At 64.0% G+C, this 18,245-nt stretch carries 17 protein-coding genes and 1 pseudogene; 6 read left to right on the top strand and 12 right to left on the bottom strand.

Going from position 1 to position 18,245, the window contains the following annotated elements:
- Nucleotides 1-8: 8 nt before the first annotated feature.
- The 9 genes and pseudogenes from ABCV34_RS13765 to ABCV34_RS13725 form a co-directional block, all read right to left on the bottom strand.
- Nucleotides 9-971: an MBL fold metallo-hydrolase gene (locus ABCV34_RS13765; protein ID WP_345796786.1), complete on the bottom strand. Its 963-nt coding sequence runs from the start codon at nt 969-971 to the stop codon at nt 9-11.
- A 61-nt stretch (nt 972-1,032) separates the two neighbouring features.
- Nucleotides 1,033-1,734, bottom strand: coding sequence for an ABC transporter ATP-binding protein (locus ABCV34_RS13760; protein ID WP_345798788.1), 702 nt, complete (start codon nt 1,732-1,734; stop codon nt 1,033-1,035).
- A gap of 270 nt (nt 1,735-2,004) precedes the next feature.
- A pseudogene (locus ABCV34_RS13755) lies at nt 2,005-2,352 on the bottom strand (hemerythrin domain-containing protein); the annotation flags it as partial.
- Nucleotides 2,353-2,364: 12 nt separating this feature from the next.
- Nucleotides 2,365-3,126, bottom strand: a complete 762-nt coding sequence (locus ABCV34_RS13750) for an ABC transporter ATP-binding protein (RefSeq protein WP_345796785.1) — start codon at nt 3,124-3,126, stop codon at nt 2,365-2,367.
- A 3-nt stretch (nt 3,127-3,129) separates the two neighbouring features.
- A complete protein-coding gene (locus ABCV34_RS13745) occupies nt 3,130-4,062 on the bottom strand; it encodes a branched-chain amino acid ABC transporter permease (protein ID WP_345796784.1) in 933 nt (310 codons plus the stop codon).
- A 2-nt stretch (nt 4,063-4,064) separates the two neighbouring features.
- The gene (locus tag ABCV34_RS13740) at nt 4,065-4,940 is read right to left on the bottom strand and encodes a branched-chain amino acid ABC transporter permease (protein ID WP_345796783.1); all 876 of its coding nucleotides are present in this window, start codon (nt 4,938-4,940) and stop codon (nt 4,065-4,067) included.
- 405 nt (nt 4,941-5,345) lie between these two features.
- Nucleotides 5,346-6,302: a phenylacetic acid degradation operon negative regulatory protein PaaX gene (gene paaX / locus ABCV34_RS13735; RefSeq protein ID WP_345796782.1), complete on the bottom strand. Its 957-nt coding sequence runs from the start codon at nt 6,300-6,302 to the stop codon at nt 5,346-5,348.
- Nucleotides 6,303-6,338: 36 nt separating this feature from the next.
- Nucleotides 6,339-7,379, bottom strand: coding sequence for a 2Fe-2S iron-sulfur cluster-binding protein (locus tag ABCV34_RS13730; RefSeq protein ID WP_345796781.1), 1,041 nt, complete (start codon nt 7,377-7,379; stop codon nt 6,339-6,341).
- Nucleotides 7,380-7,456: 77 nt separating this feature from the next.
- Complete coding sequence (locus ABCV34_RS13725) at nt 7,457-8,482, bottom strand: hypothetical protein (protein WP_345796780.1); 1,026 nt, start codon at nt 8,480-8,482, stop codon at nt 7,457-7,459.
- 371 nt (nt 8,483-8,853) lie between these two features.
- Here ABCV34_RS13725 and paaN point away from each other — a divergent pair, with 371 nt between their 5' ends.
- The 5 genes from paaN to ABCV34_RS13700 all read left to right on the top strand — a co-directional run bounded on the left by paaN (nt 8,854) and on the right by ABCV34_RS13700 (nt 14,350).
- Complete coding sequence (gene paaN, locus ABCV34_RS13720) at nt 8,854-10,521, top strand: phenylacetic acid degradation protein PaaN (RefSeq protein ID WP_345796779.1); 1,668 nt, start codon at nt 8,854-8,856, stop codon at nt 10,519-10,521.
- 20 nt (nt 10,522-10,541) lie between these two features.
- Nucleotides 10,542-11,339 (top strand): 2-(1,2-epoxy-1,2-dihydrophenyl)acetyl-CoA isomerase PaaG, encoded by a 798-nt coding sequence (gene paaG / locus ABCV34_RS13715; protein ID WP_345796778.1) that lies wholly within the window; start codon nt 10,542-10,544, stop codon nt 11,337-11,339.
- Between the two features lie 4 nt (nt 11,340-11,343).
- Nucleotides 11,344-11,811, top strand: a complete 468-nt coding sequence (gene paaI, locus ABCV34_RS13710; protein WP_345796777.1) for a hydroxyphenylacetyl-CoA thioesterase PaaI — start codon at nt 11,344-11,346, stop codon at nt 11,809-11,811.
- Nucleotides 11,812-11,848: 37 nt separating this feature from the next.
- Nucleotides 11,849-13,171: a phenylacetate--CoA ligase PaaK gene (paaK, locus tag ABCV34_RS13705; protein WP_345796776.1), complete on the top strand. Its 1,323-nt coding sequence runs from the start codon at nt 11,849-11,851 to the stop codon at nt 13,169-13,171.
- A 66-nt stretch (nt 13,172-13,237) separates the two neighbouring features.
- Nucleotides 13,238-14,350, top strand: coding sequence for an ABC transporter substrate-binding protein (locus ABCV34_RS13700; protein WP_345798787.1), 1,113 nt, complete (start codon nt 13,238-13,240; stop codon nt 14,348-14,350).
- A 69-nt stretch (nt 14,351-14,419) separates the two neighbouring features.
- Here ABCV34_RS13700 and ABCV34_RS13695 read toward each other — a convergent pair whose 3' ends face one another.
- Nucleotides 14,420-15,145, bottom strand: coding sequence for an IclR family transcriptional regulator (locus ABCV34_RS13695; RefSeq protein ID WP_345796775.1), 726 nt, complete (start codon nt 15,143-15,145; stop codon nt 14,420-14,422).
- A 200-nt stretch (nt 15,146-15,345) separates the two neighbouring features.
- Here ABCV34_RS13695 and ABCV34_RS13690 point away from each other — a divergent pair, with 200 nt between their 5' ends.
- Nucleotides 15,346-16,476, top strand: a complete 1,131-nt coding sequence (locus ABCV34_RS13690; protein ID WP_345796774.1) for a homogentisate 1,2-dioxygenase — start codon at nt 15,346-15,348, stop codon at nt 16,474-16,476.
- Nucleotides 16,477-16,562: 86 nt separating this feature from the next.
- Here the strand turns inward: ABCV34_RS13690 and maiA are convergent, their stop codons facing one another.
- Both maiA and ABCV34_RS13680 read right to left on the bottom strand, forming a co-directional pair.
- The gene (gene maiA / locus ABCV34_RS13685) at nt 16,563-17,207 is read right to left on the bottom strand and encodes a maleylacetoacetate isomerase (RefSeq protein WP_345796773.1); all 645 of its coding nucleotides are present in this window, start codon (nt 17,205-17,207) and stop codon (nt 16,563-16,565) included.
- A 5-nt stretch (nt 17,208-17,212) separates the two neighbouring features.
- Entirely contained in the window at nt 17,213-18,232 is a 1,020-nt protein-coding gene (locus ABCV34_RS13680) for a fumarylacetoacetate hydrolase family protein (protein ID WP_345796772.1), read from the bottom strand.
- Between the last annotated feature and the right edge of the window lie 13 nt (nt 18,233-18,245).

The raw sequence follows: 18,245 nt of genomic DNA, 5'->3' as shown, positions 1-18,245 counted from the left end.
GGTCATGATCAGGACTGCAGTCCGTGCCACATTTCCTTGTCGCGCTGCGCCGTCCAGATCCGCGGGTGCGTCACCCCGGACGCCTCGTCCATCGCGCGCACCACATCGAACGGCAAGCAGTGCTCGTAGATGAACACATCGGCGAACTTGGGGTCCATGGATCGCCGGATATGGGCCATGGCCTGCTTCAGATCCAATCCCTGGGCGTGGGCTTCACAGGCGGCGCCGAACAGGGTCGTCACGAAATCCCGCGTATAGGCCAGGCCCGCCGCGACGCGTTCAGGCGAATCCAGGGCCGGACCGCGTCCCGGCACCAGTTTTTCCGCCTGCAGGGCAGCCAGCGCATCCAGGGTGGCCGGCCATTCCGTCAACTGGGCGTCGCCCGTGTAGCAAGCGGCATCGTATTCGACCAGATCGCCGGAAAAGAGCACCCGCTCGGATGGCACCCAGACGACGGTATCGCCCTTGGTGTGGCCGGAGCCGGGATGAAAAACTCGCACCTCCAGGTCTTTGCCCATCCACAGGCTGATCCCGTCATCGAACACCAGGGTGGGCCAGGTCAGCCCCGGGATCGCGTCGAAATCCTGGAACAGGCGTGGAAACCGTTCATATTCGGACTGCATGTCCTGAGCGCCGCGCTCGACGATCATCTCGTGGGTGCCGCGGCTGGCAATGATTTCCTGCAGCCCTTCGGCGCGATACGCCGATGCCCCCAGCACCCGCACCGCATGGTAGTGCGACAGCACGGCATATTTGATGGGTTTGTCCGTCAGCCGGCGGATCGTGGCAATCAGCCGCTGCGCCATCACCGGGGTGGCCAGCGTATCGCAGATCAGCACGGAATCGTCGCCGATGATGACCCCCGTGTTCGGGTCGCCCTCGGCGGTATACGACCAGCAATGCTCGGACAGGCGGGAAAAGGTGGTCTTCTTTTCCTCGAGATCGGCTACCGAGGCGAATTGTTTGCTCATGGATGGATTCCTGAAAAAATTGCTGCGGCATCCCCGCCCGGAGGGCGGAACACCCAAGGGGCTACATGCCCAGATAGGCCGCGCGGACCTGCTCGTTGCGGATCATGTCCTGCCCGGTACCCGACAGTACGATATTGCCGGTTTCCAGGACATAGGCCCGATCGGCGATGCCCAGCGCGGCAAAGGCATTCTGTTCAACCAACAGGATCGTCATCCCCTGCGCCTTCAGGGTGCGGATGACGTTGAAGACTTCCTCGACCAGCAGCGGCGCCAGCCCCATCGATGGCTCGTCGAGCAGCAGCAGGCGCGGGCGCCCCATCAGGGCCCGGCTGATGGCCAGCATCTGCTGCTGGCCGCCCGACAGCGTGCCGGCCGGCAACTGACGCTTCTCGTACAGTACGGGAAACATGGCATAGACCCGGTCCAGATCCTCGGCCACCTGCGCGCCCTGGCGCAGATAGGCGCCCAGGCGCAGGTTATCCTCGATGGACAGGGGCCCGAATACCTGCCGGCCTTCCGGACTATGGCAGATCCCGGCGCGTACTCGCCGGTCCGCCCGCACACGGCCCAGATCCTGGCCGGCGAAGCGGATGCTGCCGCCGCTCATGGACTGAATACCCGACAGGGTGCGCAGAAAGGTGGTCTTGCCGGCCCCGTTGGCCCCCACCAGCGCGACCAGTTCGCCCTTGTGGACTTCCAGGTCGACGCCGTTGAGCGCCTGGATGCGGCCATAGCAGGACTTCAGGCCCCTGACTTGAAGCAGCGGCTCACGCGCGGCACGGGCGGCATCGAGATGTTTGAAACCACCCGCGCTGCGCCCCCCCAGACCGATGGTATCGGGCGCCAGGGACACGATCCGGTGGTAGAGCTCGCGGTATTCGGCGCGCGCCTGCTCGCCAAATAGCGGATCCTGGTGATCGCCGAAGGCCGCCGTGATCCCGGCCCAGTCCTCGGGTTGCAGGATCGCCCGCGACAGAGGAATCACGTCCTTTTCCTCGGACTGGATGTGGTGCTTGAGCGCTGCGGCATAGCGGCGCAGGCCGGCGATGAAATCCGCGTTGCCGGCCAGTCCCCCGGTATCGCGCCCCAGAAACGCACGCAGGGCCTGCAGATGCTGCGGCCCTTCGCGGTGCTCGGCCTCCAGGCGGTCCAATACAGCGGCGGCCTCGGGGCTGCGCCGGCGCAGGGCCAGGAACAGATATTGGTCTTCCTTTGCGTGATGACAGCCATCCATGAATTCACGGATATAGTCGAACAGGGCGGTGAAGAATGCTTCATCGACCGGCTGGCCGGTTTCCAGATCGTTGGCGACCCAGTCGATGGTAATGGCAATGCGCCACAGATTGCGGTGCTCTTCCTGAATGATGTCGAGTGCGTGCATGCGGATTTCCGTTCAGGCGTGACCGCCGAGATAAGCGGCGATGACGTCCGGATTGCGCCGGACCTCGGCGCCCGTGCCTTCGGCCAGGCGCTTGCCGTAGTCCAGCACCAGGATGCGGTCGGACAGGTTCATCACCATCTTCATGTCATGTTCCACCAGGACAACAGTGACCCCGGTATCGGCGATGCGCCGCACCAGGGCGTCGACTTCCTGGGTTTCCTTGGGATTCAGACCGGCGGCGGGCTCGTCCAGGAACAGCAGGCGCGGCTGCATGGCCAGCGCCCGGGCGATCTCCAGACGCTTGAGCGCCCCATAGGGCATGCTGTCGGCGCGTGTGCGCACATACGCATCCAGACCGACAAAGCGCATCAGTTCGGCGGCCTTCTCTCGCAGGACAGCATCGCCACGCCGGATGGACGGCAGGCGCAGCAGCGCCTTGAACAGATTGCGATCCAGATGCAGGTGGGCACCCACCATGACGTTTTCCAGCGCGCTCATGTTCATCCAGACCTGCAGATTCTGGAAGGTGCGCGCCACCCCGAAGCCGGCCAGGCGGCTGGGGTCGCAGCCCTGGATTTCGCGGCCATCCAGGCGGATCGTGCCCGATTCGGGACAATAGACGCCCGTCACCAGATTGAACAGCGTGGTCTTGCCCGCGCCATTGGGTCCGATCACCGAATACACGATGCCGGCATCCACGGAAAAGCTGACATCCTGCACCGCCCGGACATTGCCGAACCGCACGGACAGGTTCTCGACTTCCAGCAACGCCATGGTTCAGTCTCCCCTGGAAAGCCGGGCCGCCAGCGACGGGACCAGCCCGCGTGGCAGAAAGATCATGCACAGCATCAGAATCGCGCCAAACACCACGACTTCCCAGCCTTCGAAGGTGGCCAGCGCCTGGGGCAGCGCCGTCAGCAGCACGGCCCCCAGAATGGACCCGAACACCGAGGCCATGCCGCCGACCACCACCATCGTGATCAACTCGATCGAATGGAAGAAATTGGCGACTTCGGGGGTCACGAAACCGACGTAATGCGCCAGGACGCTGCCCATGAGGCTGGCCGCGATGGCCGAGAGCACGAAGACGGCCGCCTTGTAGCGGGGAACGTCCACCCCCACGACACGCGAGGCGGTTTCCGAACCATGCAGGCCGCGCAAGGCGCGCCCAAACGGAGAGTCGATCAGATTGAGCGCCCCCCAGGTCGTCAGCAGCAGCACGATGGCCATCACCCAGTACCATTGCAGGTCACGCACCATGTCGTAGCCGAACAGCGTCATGGACGGCACCGGCATGCCGTCGGGCCCGCCGGTCCAGGCGGCCTCGTTGCGGATCACGATATTGATGATGATGCCCAGCCCCAGCGTCGCCATGGCCAGATAGTGGCCCTTCAATTTGAGAATGGGGCGCGCCACGATCAGGGCCAGGAGGCCCGCGGCGGCGGCCCCCGCGATCATGGCGGCCAGGGGGTGCCAGCCCAGATGCGTGGGCAGCACAGCCGAGGCGTAAGCCCCGATGCCCACGAAACCCGCATGCCCCAGACTGATCTGTCCGGCATAGCCGACCAACAGGTTCAGGCCGATCACGATCACCGCATTGATCGCCATGCGGATGGCAATGTCCAGGAAGTAGCTGTTGGGTACGGCAAAGGGCACCACCGCGAGCACGGCGGCCAGAACGATCAGCCCGATCATCGATTGTCTGCGCATGCTTACACCCGATCCGTGGAACGGCCGCCGAACAAGCCGCGCGGCATGAAGAACAGCACCAGCAGGATCAGAACGAAGGGGATGGCGTCCTTGTAGGCGGACGACACGTATCCCGCCCCCATGGCTTCCAGGATGCCCAACAGCAACCCGCCCACCACGGCCCCCAGGCCATTGCCCAACCCACCCAGAACGGCCGCCACGAAACCCTTGAGGCCCAGCATGATGCCCACGTCGTACGAGGTCAGCGTGATCGGAGCGATGAGGATGCCCCCCAGGGCGCCCAGCGCGGCGGCCAGTGCGAAGCTGACGAGCAGTACCCAGCCGGTGCTGACCCCGACCAGTTGCGCGGCAACATGGTTGTAGGCGGTGGCCAGCATGGCCTTGCCCGCCAGCGTGCGGCTGAAGAAATACCAGAGCAGCACCACCGCCAGCGCGGTCACCCCGAACACCCACAGGCTCTGCGGCAGCAACATGGCGCCGAGGATGAACATCGGCTCATGATCGGAGAACGGCGGCAGGCTGTGCGCGTTCTTTCCCAACCAGACCTGCGCCAGCCCACGAATCACCAGGGACGCGCCGATCGTGATGATGATCAGGGTGACGGTTTCCGCGTCCTTGACGGGTTCGATCGCGATCTTTTCCAGTAGCACACCCACCCCGGCGGGCAGCAGTACCGCCAGCGCGAAGGCCACCCCCCAATGCAGGCCGATCTGGGTGAAGAATACTGCCAGCATGCCACCCAGCATGACGAATTCGCCCTGGGCGAAGTTGATGACATGGCTGGCGTTGTAGATCAGGTTGAATCCCAGGGCCACCAGGGCATAGGTCGCCCCGACGGTGAGCCCCGAAAACAGGAATTGCAGGAACTCGGCTTGCACGGATGGTCTCCAATGTCGGGCAGCCAGCGGTTTGTCGGCGTTCCGGTGCGAATGGGTACGGAATCGGAAAGTGCATCCCCGGATCCAATACATTACAAACATCATGAAAATTGATAGATGTTTGGTATCAACGCAAAGATAGAGAACTTGTCCGGATTGTTCAATACTGGCTGATGAATTACCGACACTCACTCGGGAAAACGATCAGAGTAAGTTCAGCTTATCTGATTCATTCATCAGTGATTCTGCTGAATCAAGTTAGCCAGATACAACACCAATTCAATCTATATTGAGTTGTTATCCGTATCATGAACGGGATGGACCGTGTTTGCGCGATGCCTGCCGGGCAGGCCGCGGGCGACCGAAAACACGAGGGCGAATCGCACGGCCCGGCCGCACGGAACCCTACACGGAGATCGCGGACAGGGGATCGTCGATGGGGAAGCGCTCGAAGCCGTCGGTCCGGCGTTCGGGCATGACGCCATCGGCCAGACGCATGTGGGTGTCCAGATGCCATTCGGACGGCTCGGCCAGGCGCCGGTAGAGTTCCCGGCAGGACAGGCGCGCCGTCTGGCCCGGCCAGTCGGACGGCAACAGCACTTCGGGCAGCTCGGGGTCGCGCAGCAGAAGACGCCGGTAGTCGTGGATCAGCAGTACGCGCAGCAGGAAGGCTTCCCGGGGCTCGATGCGCGCCATCCGGTCCCGGCGAAGTTCGGCGAGGATCGGCAGGTAATCGGATACGAAGGTCGCATAGGACTCGGCCAGACGATCCAGATTCCAGGCGCGCGCCACCAGATCGGCATCGGAGGCACTGCGCGCCGTGCGGGAATCGGCCGCCAACAGCGGCAGCAGACTGCCCAGGACATCCTGCAGTCCGTCGGCCGCCAGCGCATCGAACACCGCCTCGAGATCGGTCGACGGATGGACGAAGCAATCCCCCCCCACCGTCCCGAAACCCTGCCACTGCAGGGCCTGACGCAGGTGGTCCCGCTGCCGGACATCCAGATCGCCCACCACCAGGATCAGGCGCCAGCGGCGATCCCAGATCGGGGCATGCGATGCATAGATATGGCGGGAGGCCTCTTCGAAGCGCAACTGACCCGATGACGTCAGCACATAGTCGGCACGGCGCCCATGGGCATCGGCGCGCAGCCATTGTTCCTTTGCGAGCCGGAAGACCGAGGTGCGCACCAGCCGCTCGTTCAGCCCGAGTGGTTCGAGCAATTGGATCAGGCTACCCAGCCAGATCCGGCCGCCGCGGGGCAGGACGGCATCGCCGAAGACCGTCATGATCAGCGAGCCCGCGCGAACCCGCTGCTGCTGGCGAAATCGGTCAAGACGCTGCTGAATGGCTGGAATCAAGGCGCGGACCCGCCGCAGGGCGGCGAACAAAAAAGTTCAGGACGAGGAGCGGCCCTGCGCACGAACATTCTGCACGGCAAAGAAGCCTTCCTTGTGGATGAATTCATCACGGGCCCCCAGGGATTTGACGGTTGCGACACAGGAATCGACGAATTCCGGACTGCCGGCGATGAAAACACTATGCGCGGACAAATCGGGATATAGCCCCGGCAGGATCGTATTGATGCGACCCTGCAGACAGCCTTCCCGCTGTTCGCGCGTGAGCGTTATTTTATAGTCGAAATTCCGATGCTTGGTGCGCCACCACGACATCAGGCCCCCGCCGTAGACATCTTCCCAGGCGCGGGCGGAAAAGATCATGTCGACCCGCTTGCGATAGCCGCGCTGCAGCGCCGCCTCGGCGAGATCCAGGATGGGCGCCAGCCCCGTCCCCGCCGCCAGGCACAGCACGGGCGTATCGGCCGAGGGATCGCCGATGAAGGTGCCATAGGCGCCATTGATCTTGATACTGTCACCCAGCTTGAGGGTATCGTGGATCCATGCACTGGTCACCCCGTCATCGGCCCGGGCAACCTGCAATGTGATCTCGCCATCGTGGCGGGGGGCATTGGCGATCGAATAGGCGCGGCGTGGAACGCCGGCGCGCTCATCGCCCAATGTGACGTACTGACCCGGCCAGTACCGGATGGGTTTGCCCACTGGCCGCAGGCGGATTTCCAGCGTGCGGGGGGTCAGTTCGCGGCGATCGATCAATACGAACAGCGCACCTTCCCTCGGGGGAAACAGCTTGGGGCGCGCATCGGCCGTCCCCCATTCGATCACCATCTCGTCGGAAATCGGCTTCGCCATGCACATCAGACCGTAGCCGTGATGGCGTTCCTCGGCGGACAGCGCCATATCGAGCACCATGCCCTGGTCGTACTGACCCGACACCACCTTGACCTTGCATTCCCCGCAGGCCCCCGCCCGGCAGTTGTTGGGCAGCGCGTACCCCGCCTTTTCCAGCGCCATCAAGGCGGTGTCGGTCTCCTTCCATTCCACTGATTTGCCGGAAGGTTCAATGGTGATGCGTGCCATAGTGCTCTCGAATGAATTCGGATGGTCCCGTCAGCCGCGGGCGACAGGACCTGTGGGTCGATGAAAGATCGCCAGCGTCAGAACACCGGAATGATGTCCTGCATTTCCACGTCAGAGATCTCGTGACCGGTGATCCCCACCTCCGGGATCGCTGGGAACGGGATGTCGTAACGATCCAGCACCCCCTTCAGGTTAATCATCGCATTGCGCCAGTTTTCGAGCTTCGCCTCGTAGGTGGGGATGCCGAACCCGGCATTGCGGGCGATTTCCTCGCCCGCACGCTGGTTGGCGATGAAGTCTTCCGGCAGATCCCAGAATTCCATGGGCGGCTCGAACAAAACAGCCGACAGGAACAGGTAGCCGGCGCGAATCTGCCGGGTGACCACGGACTTGTATTCATCACTGAGGCCCGGGTAGTCGCGTTCCATCACGGCCATACAGATCGCCATGTGGCGGCCTTCATCGCGGCCGATGTTCTTGAACGCTTCCTTGAAGACCGGCTCGCGCGTGTTCTCGTACATCTGCTTGAAGATGGTGGCGGCGGCGATTTCACCCATCAGGAAGGAACTGAACAGCACGGCCAGGTCGTATTTGGGGACCGCGTTCTTGTAGCCATTCCAGTAGCGCGCGCCATTGAAATACAGCCATTGAGCGTTCTTCTGCAGTTTCCGGCCGATCTCGGTCTTCGGCTCGTAGGTCAGGGGGTCCGGATGGTCGAGCAGCTTCGTGATCGACAGGCCGCACATGATCTCGTGGTTCTGCTCGTCGCTGGTGACCGAGAAGAAGCATTTGCGCACCGGATCTTCCTCGTGCACTTCATAGGTCTTGATCAGGGCTTCGGCGAACACCGGGGGGGCCGAGGCGTCGAACACGGACAGCAGCGTCCACCAGTAGGCGATGGACTCGCGCTCTTCCCAGGAATAGCTCTCGACGTCGAGCGAATCCCAGGGCAGTTTTTCCGGTTCCCAGTATTCACGCAGGGAGGCTTCCCAGACTTCCTGCAGTTTCTGCGTCTTCCGGTGCCAGGACAACGGATAGACATTGGGTTGTTCGATGGCGGGCGGAAATTCCATCTTGTCCGCGTAACGTTCCTTGCTGGACATGCTTGTCTCCTTCAGAGGTCGGGCGATCCGACGAATCGGGTCGAGGGCAGGATCATGTGGTGCCCATTCATGTGACGGGCATTTGGTACTACGCCGCTATCATGTTACTTCACATCAATGATTGTCAATTTTTTTGTATCGCTTATTGCTTAGGGTTTTCCTTTACGACCCTGTTACGGGTCTATGAATCCTATGATTTATATTGACAACCAATTGTTTATCAACATCTATTTTATTTTATGATTAATTCATCAGCTATCAAGATAAATGATATCGATCTAGAAACAAGCTGCTTTTAAGTGATACATTGAATCGTGAAAACAAGCTAATTACGTATTGATTGCTTCGGCGAGCCGAAGCCGGAGGACATCATGCCGCACCCCCTGTTCGAACAGCACAGACCGCTTCTCGATGGCGCCCTGCGGGCCATCGCCGAACGCGGTTACTGGGCCGCCTTTTCCGAGAACCCCAGCCCCAAGGCCTACGGCGACGAAGCCCCCGAGGCGGGGCGAGCCGCCTTTCAGGGCCATCTGGGCAAACCGTTCGAACTGGACCAGCCGGGCCAGGCCGGCTGGCACACGGATGAAAAGTCCCCTTACGGGCTGGCCCTGGACGTGCGCTACCCGGTCTGCGACCCGCAGGCGCTCATGGACGCCGCGCTACGCGCCATGCCGGCCTGGCAGGCACTGGGCGCCGAAGGCCGGGTCGGCATCTGTCTGGAAATCCTGCAGCGTCTGAACCGCCAGAGCTTCGAAATCGCTCACGCGGTCATGATGACCAGCGGCCAGGGCTGGATGATGGCCTTTCAGGCCGGCGGCCCGCATGCCCAGGAACGCGGCCTGGAAGCCGTCGCGTATGCGTGGCGCGAAATGTCTTTCATTCCCGCCACCAGCACCTGGGAAAAGCCGCAGGGCAAGCACCCGGCGCTAGTCATGGAAAAACACTACGAGATCATCGGCCGTGGCGTGGCCGTGGTGATCGGCTGTGCCACATTCCCCACCTGGAACACCTATCCAGGCCTGTTCGCGGCCCTGGCCACCGGCAACCCCGTCATCCTGAAACCCCACGGACACGTCGTGCTGCCGGCGGCGATCACGGTGCGCACCATCCGGGCTGTACTGGCGGAAAACGGCCTGGATCCCGACCTGGTCACGCTGTGTCTACCCGTCTCGCACGAGGCGGCGCACACCCTCTACACCCACCCCGACGTCCATTCGATCGACTATACCGGTAGCAATACCTTCGGCCGCTGGCTGCTGGATCACTGCCGTCAGGCCCAGGTCTACGCGGAACTTGTCGGCGTCAACAGCATCGTCATCGACTCGACCGACGACTACCAGGGGATGTTGCGCAACCTGGCTTTCACCCTGTCGCTGTATTCGGGGCAGATGTGCACGACTTCGCAGGCGCTGGTGATCCCAGCGGGCGGCATCGACACGGACGACGGTCACAAGTCATACGAGCAAGTCTGCCAGGACCTGGCCGCCGCCATCGATCAGTTCCTCTCCAAGCCCGAGGTCGCCACGGCCGTCCTGGGCGCCATCCAGTCCGATGACACCTTGCGGCGTATCGACCAGGCAGCCGCGGGCGCCCTGGGGCAGGTGGTGCTGTCACCGCGCGCCATCGTCAACCCGGACTTCCCTCAGGCCCGCGTGCGCACCCCGGTGTTGCTGACCTGCGATGCCCAGGACACCACGCACTTTTCCCAGGAGCAGTTCGGCCCGATCAGCTTCCTGGTACGTGCCCCGGATACGGCGGCGGCCCTCGCCCTGGTCGAGGATCTGACCCGCCGGCACGGTGCCCTGACATGGTCCATCTACAGCACGCGGGAAGACGTCATCGACGCCTCGATCCAGTCGTCCTGGCGCGCCAAGGTCGCCTTGTCGATCAATTTCACGGGTGGCGTCTATGTCAATCAGTCGGCCGCCTATTCCGACTTCCACGGCACGGGCGGCAACCCGGCTGCAAACGCCTCATATGCCGACTCGGCGTTCGTCGCCAACCGCTTCCGCGTCGTGCAGCGCCGCCGCCACGCATGAACCCGCACGGGAATCCCACAATGACCGAAGAACAACCCATCCTCGTCAGCCATGAGGACGGTATCGCCCGCATCACGCTGAACCGCCCCGACAAGCTCAACAGCTTCAACGAAACTATGCACCTGGCCCTGCGTCAGGCGCTCGACGAGATCCAGAACGACCGGCGGGTCCGCGTCCTGGTCCTCACCGGTGCCGGACGCGGATTCTGCGCCGGCCAGGACCTGGGCGACCGCGCCGCGCGGATCAATAGCGGCGACAAGCCCGACCTGGGCGAAACCGTCGAACGCCTCTATCGACCGCTGATCCTGGCGCTGCAGAACCTGCGCGTGCCGACGCTGGCAGCCGTCAACGGCATCGCCGCCGGCGCCGGAGCATCGCTTGCGCTGGCCTGCGACCTGACCCTGGCCGCCGAATCCGCGTCCTTTCTGCAAGCCTTCAGCAAGATTGGCCTGATCCCCGATACCGGCGGGACCTGGGTGCTGCCCCGGCGCGTCGGCCTGGCGCGCGCCATGGGCCTGGCCCTGTTGGCCGAACGCCTGCCCGCCCGCCAGGCTGCCGACTGGGGTCTGATCTGGTCCTGCGTGGCGGATGCCGACTTTGCCGCGGAAACCGACCGCCTGGCCCGGATCCTCGCCCAGGCGCCGACTCGCGCCCTGGTGCGCACCCGCCAGGCCATGCAGGCTTCCGGCCTGCACACCCTCGAACAGCAGCTGGACATGGAAGCCGGTTTCATGCGCGAACTGGGCTGGCGGCAGGATTACGCAGAAGGCGTTGCCGCCTTCATGGAAAAGCGGCCCGCCCATTTCACCGGAGACTGAGACAATGCATGAAGCCCTCGCCCCCCAATCCCTGGCCGAAACCGTCGCGGCCGCCATGTGGTCGCGCGACCATGCCGCACAGGCCCTGGACATGCACCTGGACTCCATCGCTCCGGGCAGCGCCCGGCTATCGATGGCGGTGCGCGGCGACATGCTCAACGGCCACGGCATCTGCCACGGCGGGATGATCTTCACCCTGGCCGACACCGCCTTCGCCTATGCGTGCAACAGCGACAACCACAACACGGTTGCCTCGGCGTGCCACATCGACTTCCTGGCGCCGGCCCATCAGGGCGACCGCCTGCAGGCCCACGCCCAGGCACGCACCCAGGGCGGACGCACCGGCGTCTACGACATCACCGTCCATAATCTGACCACCCAGCGCGACATCGCTCTGTTTCGCGGAAAATCGCACCGCATCCAGGGGCTGGTGACGGAATCCCTGGACGGCCAAGGCTCTCGGCCTGACTGACGCGGACCACACAGAATATTCATCAAGGAGACAACACATGCCCGTCAAAACAGTCAAACCGGGCGACCTCGAAGCCATCGAGACCGCCAGCCGCGACGAGATCACCGCGTTGCAGTTGAAACGCCTGCGCGAGACACTGCGCCACGCCTACGACAATGTCCCGCACTATCGCAAGGCCTTCGACACCCGCGGCGTCCACCCGGACGACCTGCGCACGCTCGACGATCTGCGCAAGTTTCCCTGCACCACCAAGGAAGACCTGCGCCGCAATTACCCGCTGGGCATGTTCGCGGTCCCACGCGAACGCCTGGCGCGCCTGCACGCGTCGTCAGGGACGACTGGCAAACCGACGGTCGTGGGCTACACGCAAAAGGACATCGACACCTGGGCGAACCTGGTGGCGCGGTCCATCCGCGCGGCAGGCGGCCGCCGGGGCGACACGGTGCACGTCGCCTACGGCTACGGTCTGTTCACGGGCGGCCTGGGCGCGCATTATGGGGCGGAACGCCTGGGCTGTACGGTCATCCCGATGTCGGGCGGCCAGACGGAAAAGCAGGTCCAGCTCATCATGGATCTGAGACCGGACATCATCATGGTGACCCCGTCGTATTCCCTGGTGATTGCGGAAGAGTTCGAACGCCAGGGCATCGCGCCCGACGATATTTCCCTGAAGGTCGGCATCTTCGGCGCCGAACCCTGGGGCGAAGGCATGCGCAGCGAGATCGAACGCCAACTGGGACTGGACGCGGTGGACATCTACGGGCTGTCCGAAGTCATGGGGCCCGGCGTGGCATCCGAATGCATCGAGTCCAAGGACGGTCCGGTCATCTGGGAAGACCACTTCTACCCCGAGATCCTGAACCCCGACACGGGTGAACCCGTGGCCGATGGCGAGGAAGGCGAACTGGTCTTCACCTCGCTGACCAAAGAAGCGCTGCCCATCATCCGCTACCGCACCCGCGACCTGACGCGGCTGCTGCCACCTACCGCGCGCAGCTTCCGCCGCATGGGGCGCATCACGGGCCGATCCGACGACATGCTGATCATCCGGGGGGTGAACGTCTTCCCCACGCAAGTCGAGGAACAGATCCTGCGCGACCCTCAGCTCAACGGCAACTATCAGATCCTGGTCTCCCGCGATGGCCATCTGGACAACGTCGAGGTGCGCTGCGAATTGCAGCACGATGCCGACGCGCTGTCGGGCGAGCAAGTCGGGCAGATCGGGCGCCTGCTGCAGCACCACATCAAGACCAACATCGGGATTTCCACCCGAGTCACAGTCATGCACTACGGCGAACTGCCGCGAACACAGACCGGCAAGGCGCGACGCGTCTTCGACGACCGGCCGAAGCAGCACTGAACCCGCATCCCCACCACCCGAGGAGACAACACAATGAAACCATCCATCAAGCATTGGGCTGCCGGCATGGCGCTGGCCGCCCTCGGCATGACCGCCAGCGCGGCGGAACCCATCAAGATCGGCTCGATCCTGTCAGCCACCGGTCCGGCCGCCTTCCTGGGCGACCCGGAGGTCAAGACCCTGCAGATGTACGTCGAATCCATCAACAAGGCGGGCGGCGTCCTGGGCCGTCCGCTGGAACTGGTGTCCTACGATGACGGCACCGACGCCAACAAGGCCAACAGCTTCGCCAAGCGCCTGATCTATGACGACAAAGTCGACGCCATCATTGGCGGCACCACGACCGGTTCCACCATGTCCATGGTGCCGCTGGTCGAAAAGGCGGGCATCCCGTTCATATCCCTGGCTGGCGCCGTGGTGGTCGTCGACCCGGTGAAAAAATGGGTCTTCAAGACCCCGCACACGGATCGCATGGCGGCCGAAAAAGACTTCGAGGACATGAAAAAGCGCGGCATCACCAAGATCGCGCTGGTCAGCGAAACCAGCGGATTCGGCCAATCCGGCAAGAAGGAATCCGAAATCGTCGCCCCCAAGTACGGCATCCAGATCGTGACCCAGGAAACCTACGGGCCCAAGGACACCGACATGAGCCCGCAGCTCACCAAGATCAAGAACAACCCCGACGTCCAGGCGGTCATGGTCTTCGGCCTGGGCCAGGGCCCCGCGCTGGTCACCCGCAATTACAAGCAACTGGGGATCAAGCTGCCGCTGTACCAGTCTCACGGCGTGTGCTCGGACGAGTTCATCAAGCTGACCCGTGACGCCTCCGAAGGCGTGCGCCTGCCCTGCGCCGCCCTGGTGGTCGCCAATGAGCTGCCGGACACAGACCCGCAAAAGCCGATCGTCACCGCCTATGCCAAGGCCTTCAAGGATCACTGGAAGACGGATGTCTCGACCTTCGGCGGCCACGCCTACGATGGTCTGATGATCTACGTCGATGCGGTCAAGCGCGCCGGCACGACCGACAAGGCCAAGGTGCGCGACGCCATCGAGCAGACCCATGGTTTCATGGGCACGGGCGGCGAATTCAATCTGTCGCCGACCGACCACATGGGCCTGGGCCTGAAGGCCTTCCGCATGCTGGAAATCAGCCGTGGCCACTGGAAGCTGATCGACTGATTGCCGGGGCCGATCCGCCCGCGACGGCGAATCGGCGTCTCCCGATGGGCTGTCACCCCGTGTGACAGCCTATGGCGCCGGCGCCCCCAGCGCCGCGGACACCCGACGCGCCGCCGCCCGCAGACCATTCGCAGTCGCGCCGCCGGCATCCGCCGGCAACGTGGGCGCCGGCCCAACCAGGGTCAGCACCACCGCCACCCCTCCCTGCGCATCAAAAACCGGCGCGCTGAGCGCATTGACGCCGGATACATGCTCCCCTTCGACGACAGCCAGCCCCAAAGTCCGGATATGCTGGCGCACCGCCCGCGACAGGCCGCAACGGCCGTCATCCCGCCAGGCGGCGAACGCCCGCCCCGAAGCCGAGGATTTCGCATCCAGCACTGCACCCTCGGCAATGTTGATCGAGACCACCCGGTCCGGCTGGAACACCCGCGCGACGGTAGCCCCTGCCTGTCCCGGGATCGCCACGAAACAGGTCTGGCCCAGAGACTGCGCCAGCGTCCGTGCTTCGGCACTGGCCAGCTGGATCGGATCCTGACGGCCAAGCCAGAGCACGGCCAGTTCGCGCATCGCAGGACCGACGGCGTAATTGCCCTGTTCGTCCTGCGACACCCAGCCGGCCCGCGCCAGACTGACCAGGTAGCGGTAGGCTTTAGCCCGATGCATGCCCGCCTGGCGCGCCAGATCGGAAAGCCCGCAGGGTGATCCCTGGCGCGCCAGCAAGTCGAACAGACCAAGCCCGATTTCGAGCGACTGGATGCCGGGGACGTCCGCGGCCGGAGCGGGTCGGCTCATCGGCAACCCCAATGCGGCGGGGACGCCACCCGCCATCGGCCCGGAACCGGCGCGGCGCACCCGTTGCCGGGACCACAAGCCTGCCCGATCAATCCATCGGGAAAAACTGTTTGACGCACCATGTCACGTACCTTAGATTGTCATTGTTATTTTTACAATAACGCTGTTAATTCATTTATAACAGATTTCCGGAGACACACATGAAAAACACCATCGCCTTCCCCAAAGCGGAAGGCATCTACACCCGCCAGGCCCACGCCGACATCCCCGACGGTCTGTACGAGCGCGAACACGGGCGCAATGGCTTCTTTGGCCCGGCCAGCCATATCCTGCATACCCATAAGCCCACCGGCTGGACCCATTGGGAAGGCCCGCTGGAACTGACCCTGCTGGATCTCAATCGCCTCGACGACAGCGCACCCTGCCCCTGGAAGGCGCGCCGCTTCATGCACAACGCCCAGACCCAGGTCTGCTTCTGGAAGTTCGACGTGCCCATGCCCGATCTGGCCCGCAACGGCGACGGCGACATGATCCTGTTCTTCCACAAGGGCGAGGGGGAGTTCTTCTGCGACTACGGCCACATGAGCTACCGCGAAGGCGACTACATCAACATCCCGCGCGGCACCACCTGGCGCCTGGAGACGTCCGTGCGCAACGAGGTCCTGACGATCGAGGCCACCGAGGACCTGTTCATGCTGCCCGAACGCGGCATCGCCGGCCGCCACGCCCAGTTCGATCTGGCCGTGCTGGACACCCCGAAGATCGACGAGGCATTCAAGGCCCAGTACAGCGAGACCGAAACCCGTGTGCGCGCCAAGCGCCGCCAACAGGTCACGACCGTCACGTTCCCCTACAACTTCCTGGACGCGGCCGGCTGGCATGGCGACTGCGTGCCCGTGAAACTGAACTGGCGCGACATCCGCGAGCTGCTGTCGGACCGCTACCACCTGCCGCCGACCGTGCACGCGACTTTCCTGTCGAACACCATCATCGTCTGCACATTCGCGCCGCGCCCCATTGAAAGCGATCCGGGTGCCCTGAAGGTGCCGTTCTATCACAACAACGACGAATTCGACGAATCGATCTTCTATCACCAGGGGAATTTCTTCAGCCGCGACAACATCAAACCAGGCATGTTCACCCTGCATCCGTCGGGCTTCCATCATGGCCCGCACCCCAAGGCCTACGCTGCGGCGGCCGCCAACAACAAGGGCGAACGCAGATACACGGACGAAGTCGCCGTGATGATCGATTCGCGCTATCCGCTGGAACTGGACCCGGCGACCGACACCGTCAAGGTGCCGGGGTACCTGGATTCATGGAAGGAATGACGATCGCCTCCGGGCATCCCAGACTCTGATACGGATGCTCGGCGGCCGGTATGTTCAGGCGACTACCGGAACATGCCAATGCCCAATCAGGCCGCGTCGGGCTGCACGTCCGGATGCGCGGCCTGGAACGCGGGCAGAGTCTCGCAGTGCGCAGCGATGCGCGCGACCGTCGGATAGGCCGAGAGATCCATGTCGTAGCGCTGCGCGTTGTAGACCTGGGGCACCAGGCAACAGTCGGCCATGCCGGGAGTGTCACCATGACAGCACAGGCCAGTGTCCGGCGACTGAAGCCGCGCCTCCAGTGCCTGGAACCCGATCTCGATCCAGTGGCGGTACCAGGCGTCGCGCACATCCTTGTCCACCCGCATCTCGTGGGCGAGCCAACGCAGCACGCGCAGATTGTTCAGCGGGTGGATATCGCAGGCAATCAATAGCGCCAAGGCGCGTGTCCGGGCGCGCGCCAGCGGGTCGGCGGGCAGCAACGGTGCGCCCGCATACGCCTCGTCCAGGTATTCCATGATGGCCAGCGACTGGGTCAGGACATGGCCGCCGTCGGCCAGCGCCGGCACCAGGCCCTCGGGGTTGCGGCGCAGGTAGTCCGCGCCGTGCTGCTCGCCGCCGCCGTTGAGCAGATGGATGGGCACAATGCGGTAATCCAGGCCCTTGATGCCCAGCGCGATGCGCACCCGATAGGCGGCGGAACTGCGGAAATAGGAATAGAGCTCGCGCATAAGGTTCAGCCCGCCTGCCGACGCGCCACGGTCTGCTCGATGGCGCCGAAAATATCCGCCCCTTGGGCGTCTTCCATGTGAATGCGGACCCGGTCGCCAAAGCGCATAAAGGGCGTCACCGGCGCCCCGCCTTCGATGGTCTCGTACATGCGCACCTCGGCGATGCAGCAGTAGCCCACGCCGCCGTTGCGCATGCTGGATCCGTGCAGGCCGCCTTGCTTGTTGGAGACCGTGCCCGAGCCGATGATCGTGCCCGCGGCAAGATCCCGCGTGCGCGCCGCATGGGCGATGAGCCGCGGAAAATTGAAAGTCATGTCCTGGCCCGCGTTCGGGCAGCCAAAGGGCTCGCCGTTCAGGTCCACGCGCAGCGGCAGGTGCACCTTGCCGTCGCGCCAGGCCACGCCCAGCTCGTCGGGGGTGACCGCCACCGGCGAGAAGGCGCTCGCGGGCTTGGACTGAAAAAAGCCGAAGCCCTTGGCCAGTTCCCCGGGGATGAGCGCGCGCAGCGACACGTCGTTGACCAGCATCAGCAGCCGGATGGCGTCGGCCGCCTGCTCGGGCGCGGCGCCCATCGGCACGTCGCCCGTGACGATGGCGACTTCGGCCTCCAGGTCGATGCCCCAGTCCTCGGTGTCGGCCACGATCGCATCGCGCGGGCCGACGAACGAGTCCGAGCCGCCCTGGTACATGAGCGGATCGGTGAAGAAGGATTCCGGCACCTGGCTGTTGCGCGCACGGCGCACCAGCTCGACATGGTTCAGATAGGCCGAGCCGTCGGCCCACTGATAGGCACGCGGCAGCGGCGAATGGCAGGCCGCCGGATCAAAGGGGCGGGCCGCCGCATCGTGGCCGCCATTGAGCCGGTCGTAGGCCGCGCGCAGCGCCGGCCCGCAGGCGTCCCAGTCGTCGAGCGCCGCCTGCAGGGTCGGCGCGATCCCGGGCACCGCCACGCAATGCGCCAGGTCGCGGGACACCACGACCAGCTGGCCGTCGCGCGTCGCGTTTTTGAGGGTGGCTAGCTTCATCGTCGAACTCGCT

The sequence above is a fragment of the Castellaniella sp. MT123 genome (assembly GCF_039614765.1).
In the GTDB taxonomy this organism is placed as follows: Bacteria; Pseudomonadota; Gammaproteobacteria; order Burkholderiales; family Burkholderiaceae_B; genus Castellaniella.
The sequence above is the reverse complement of the archived record's forward strand: the minus strand, read 5'-3'. Positions and strand labels throughout refer to the sequence as shown.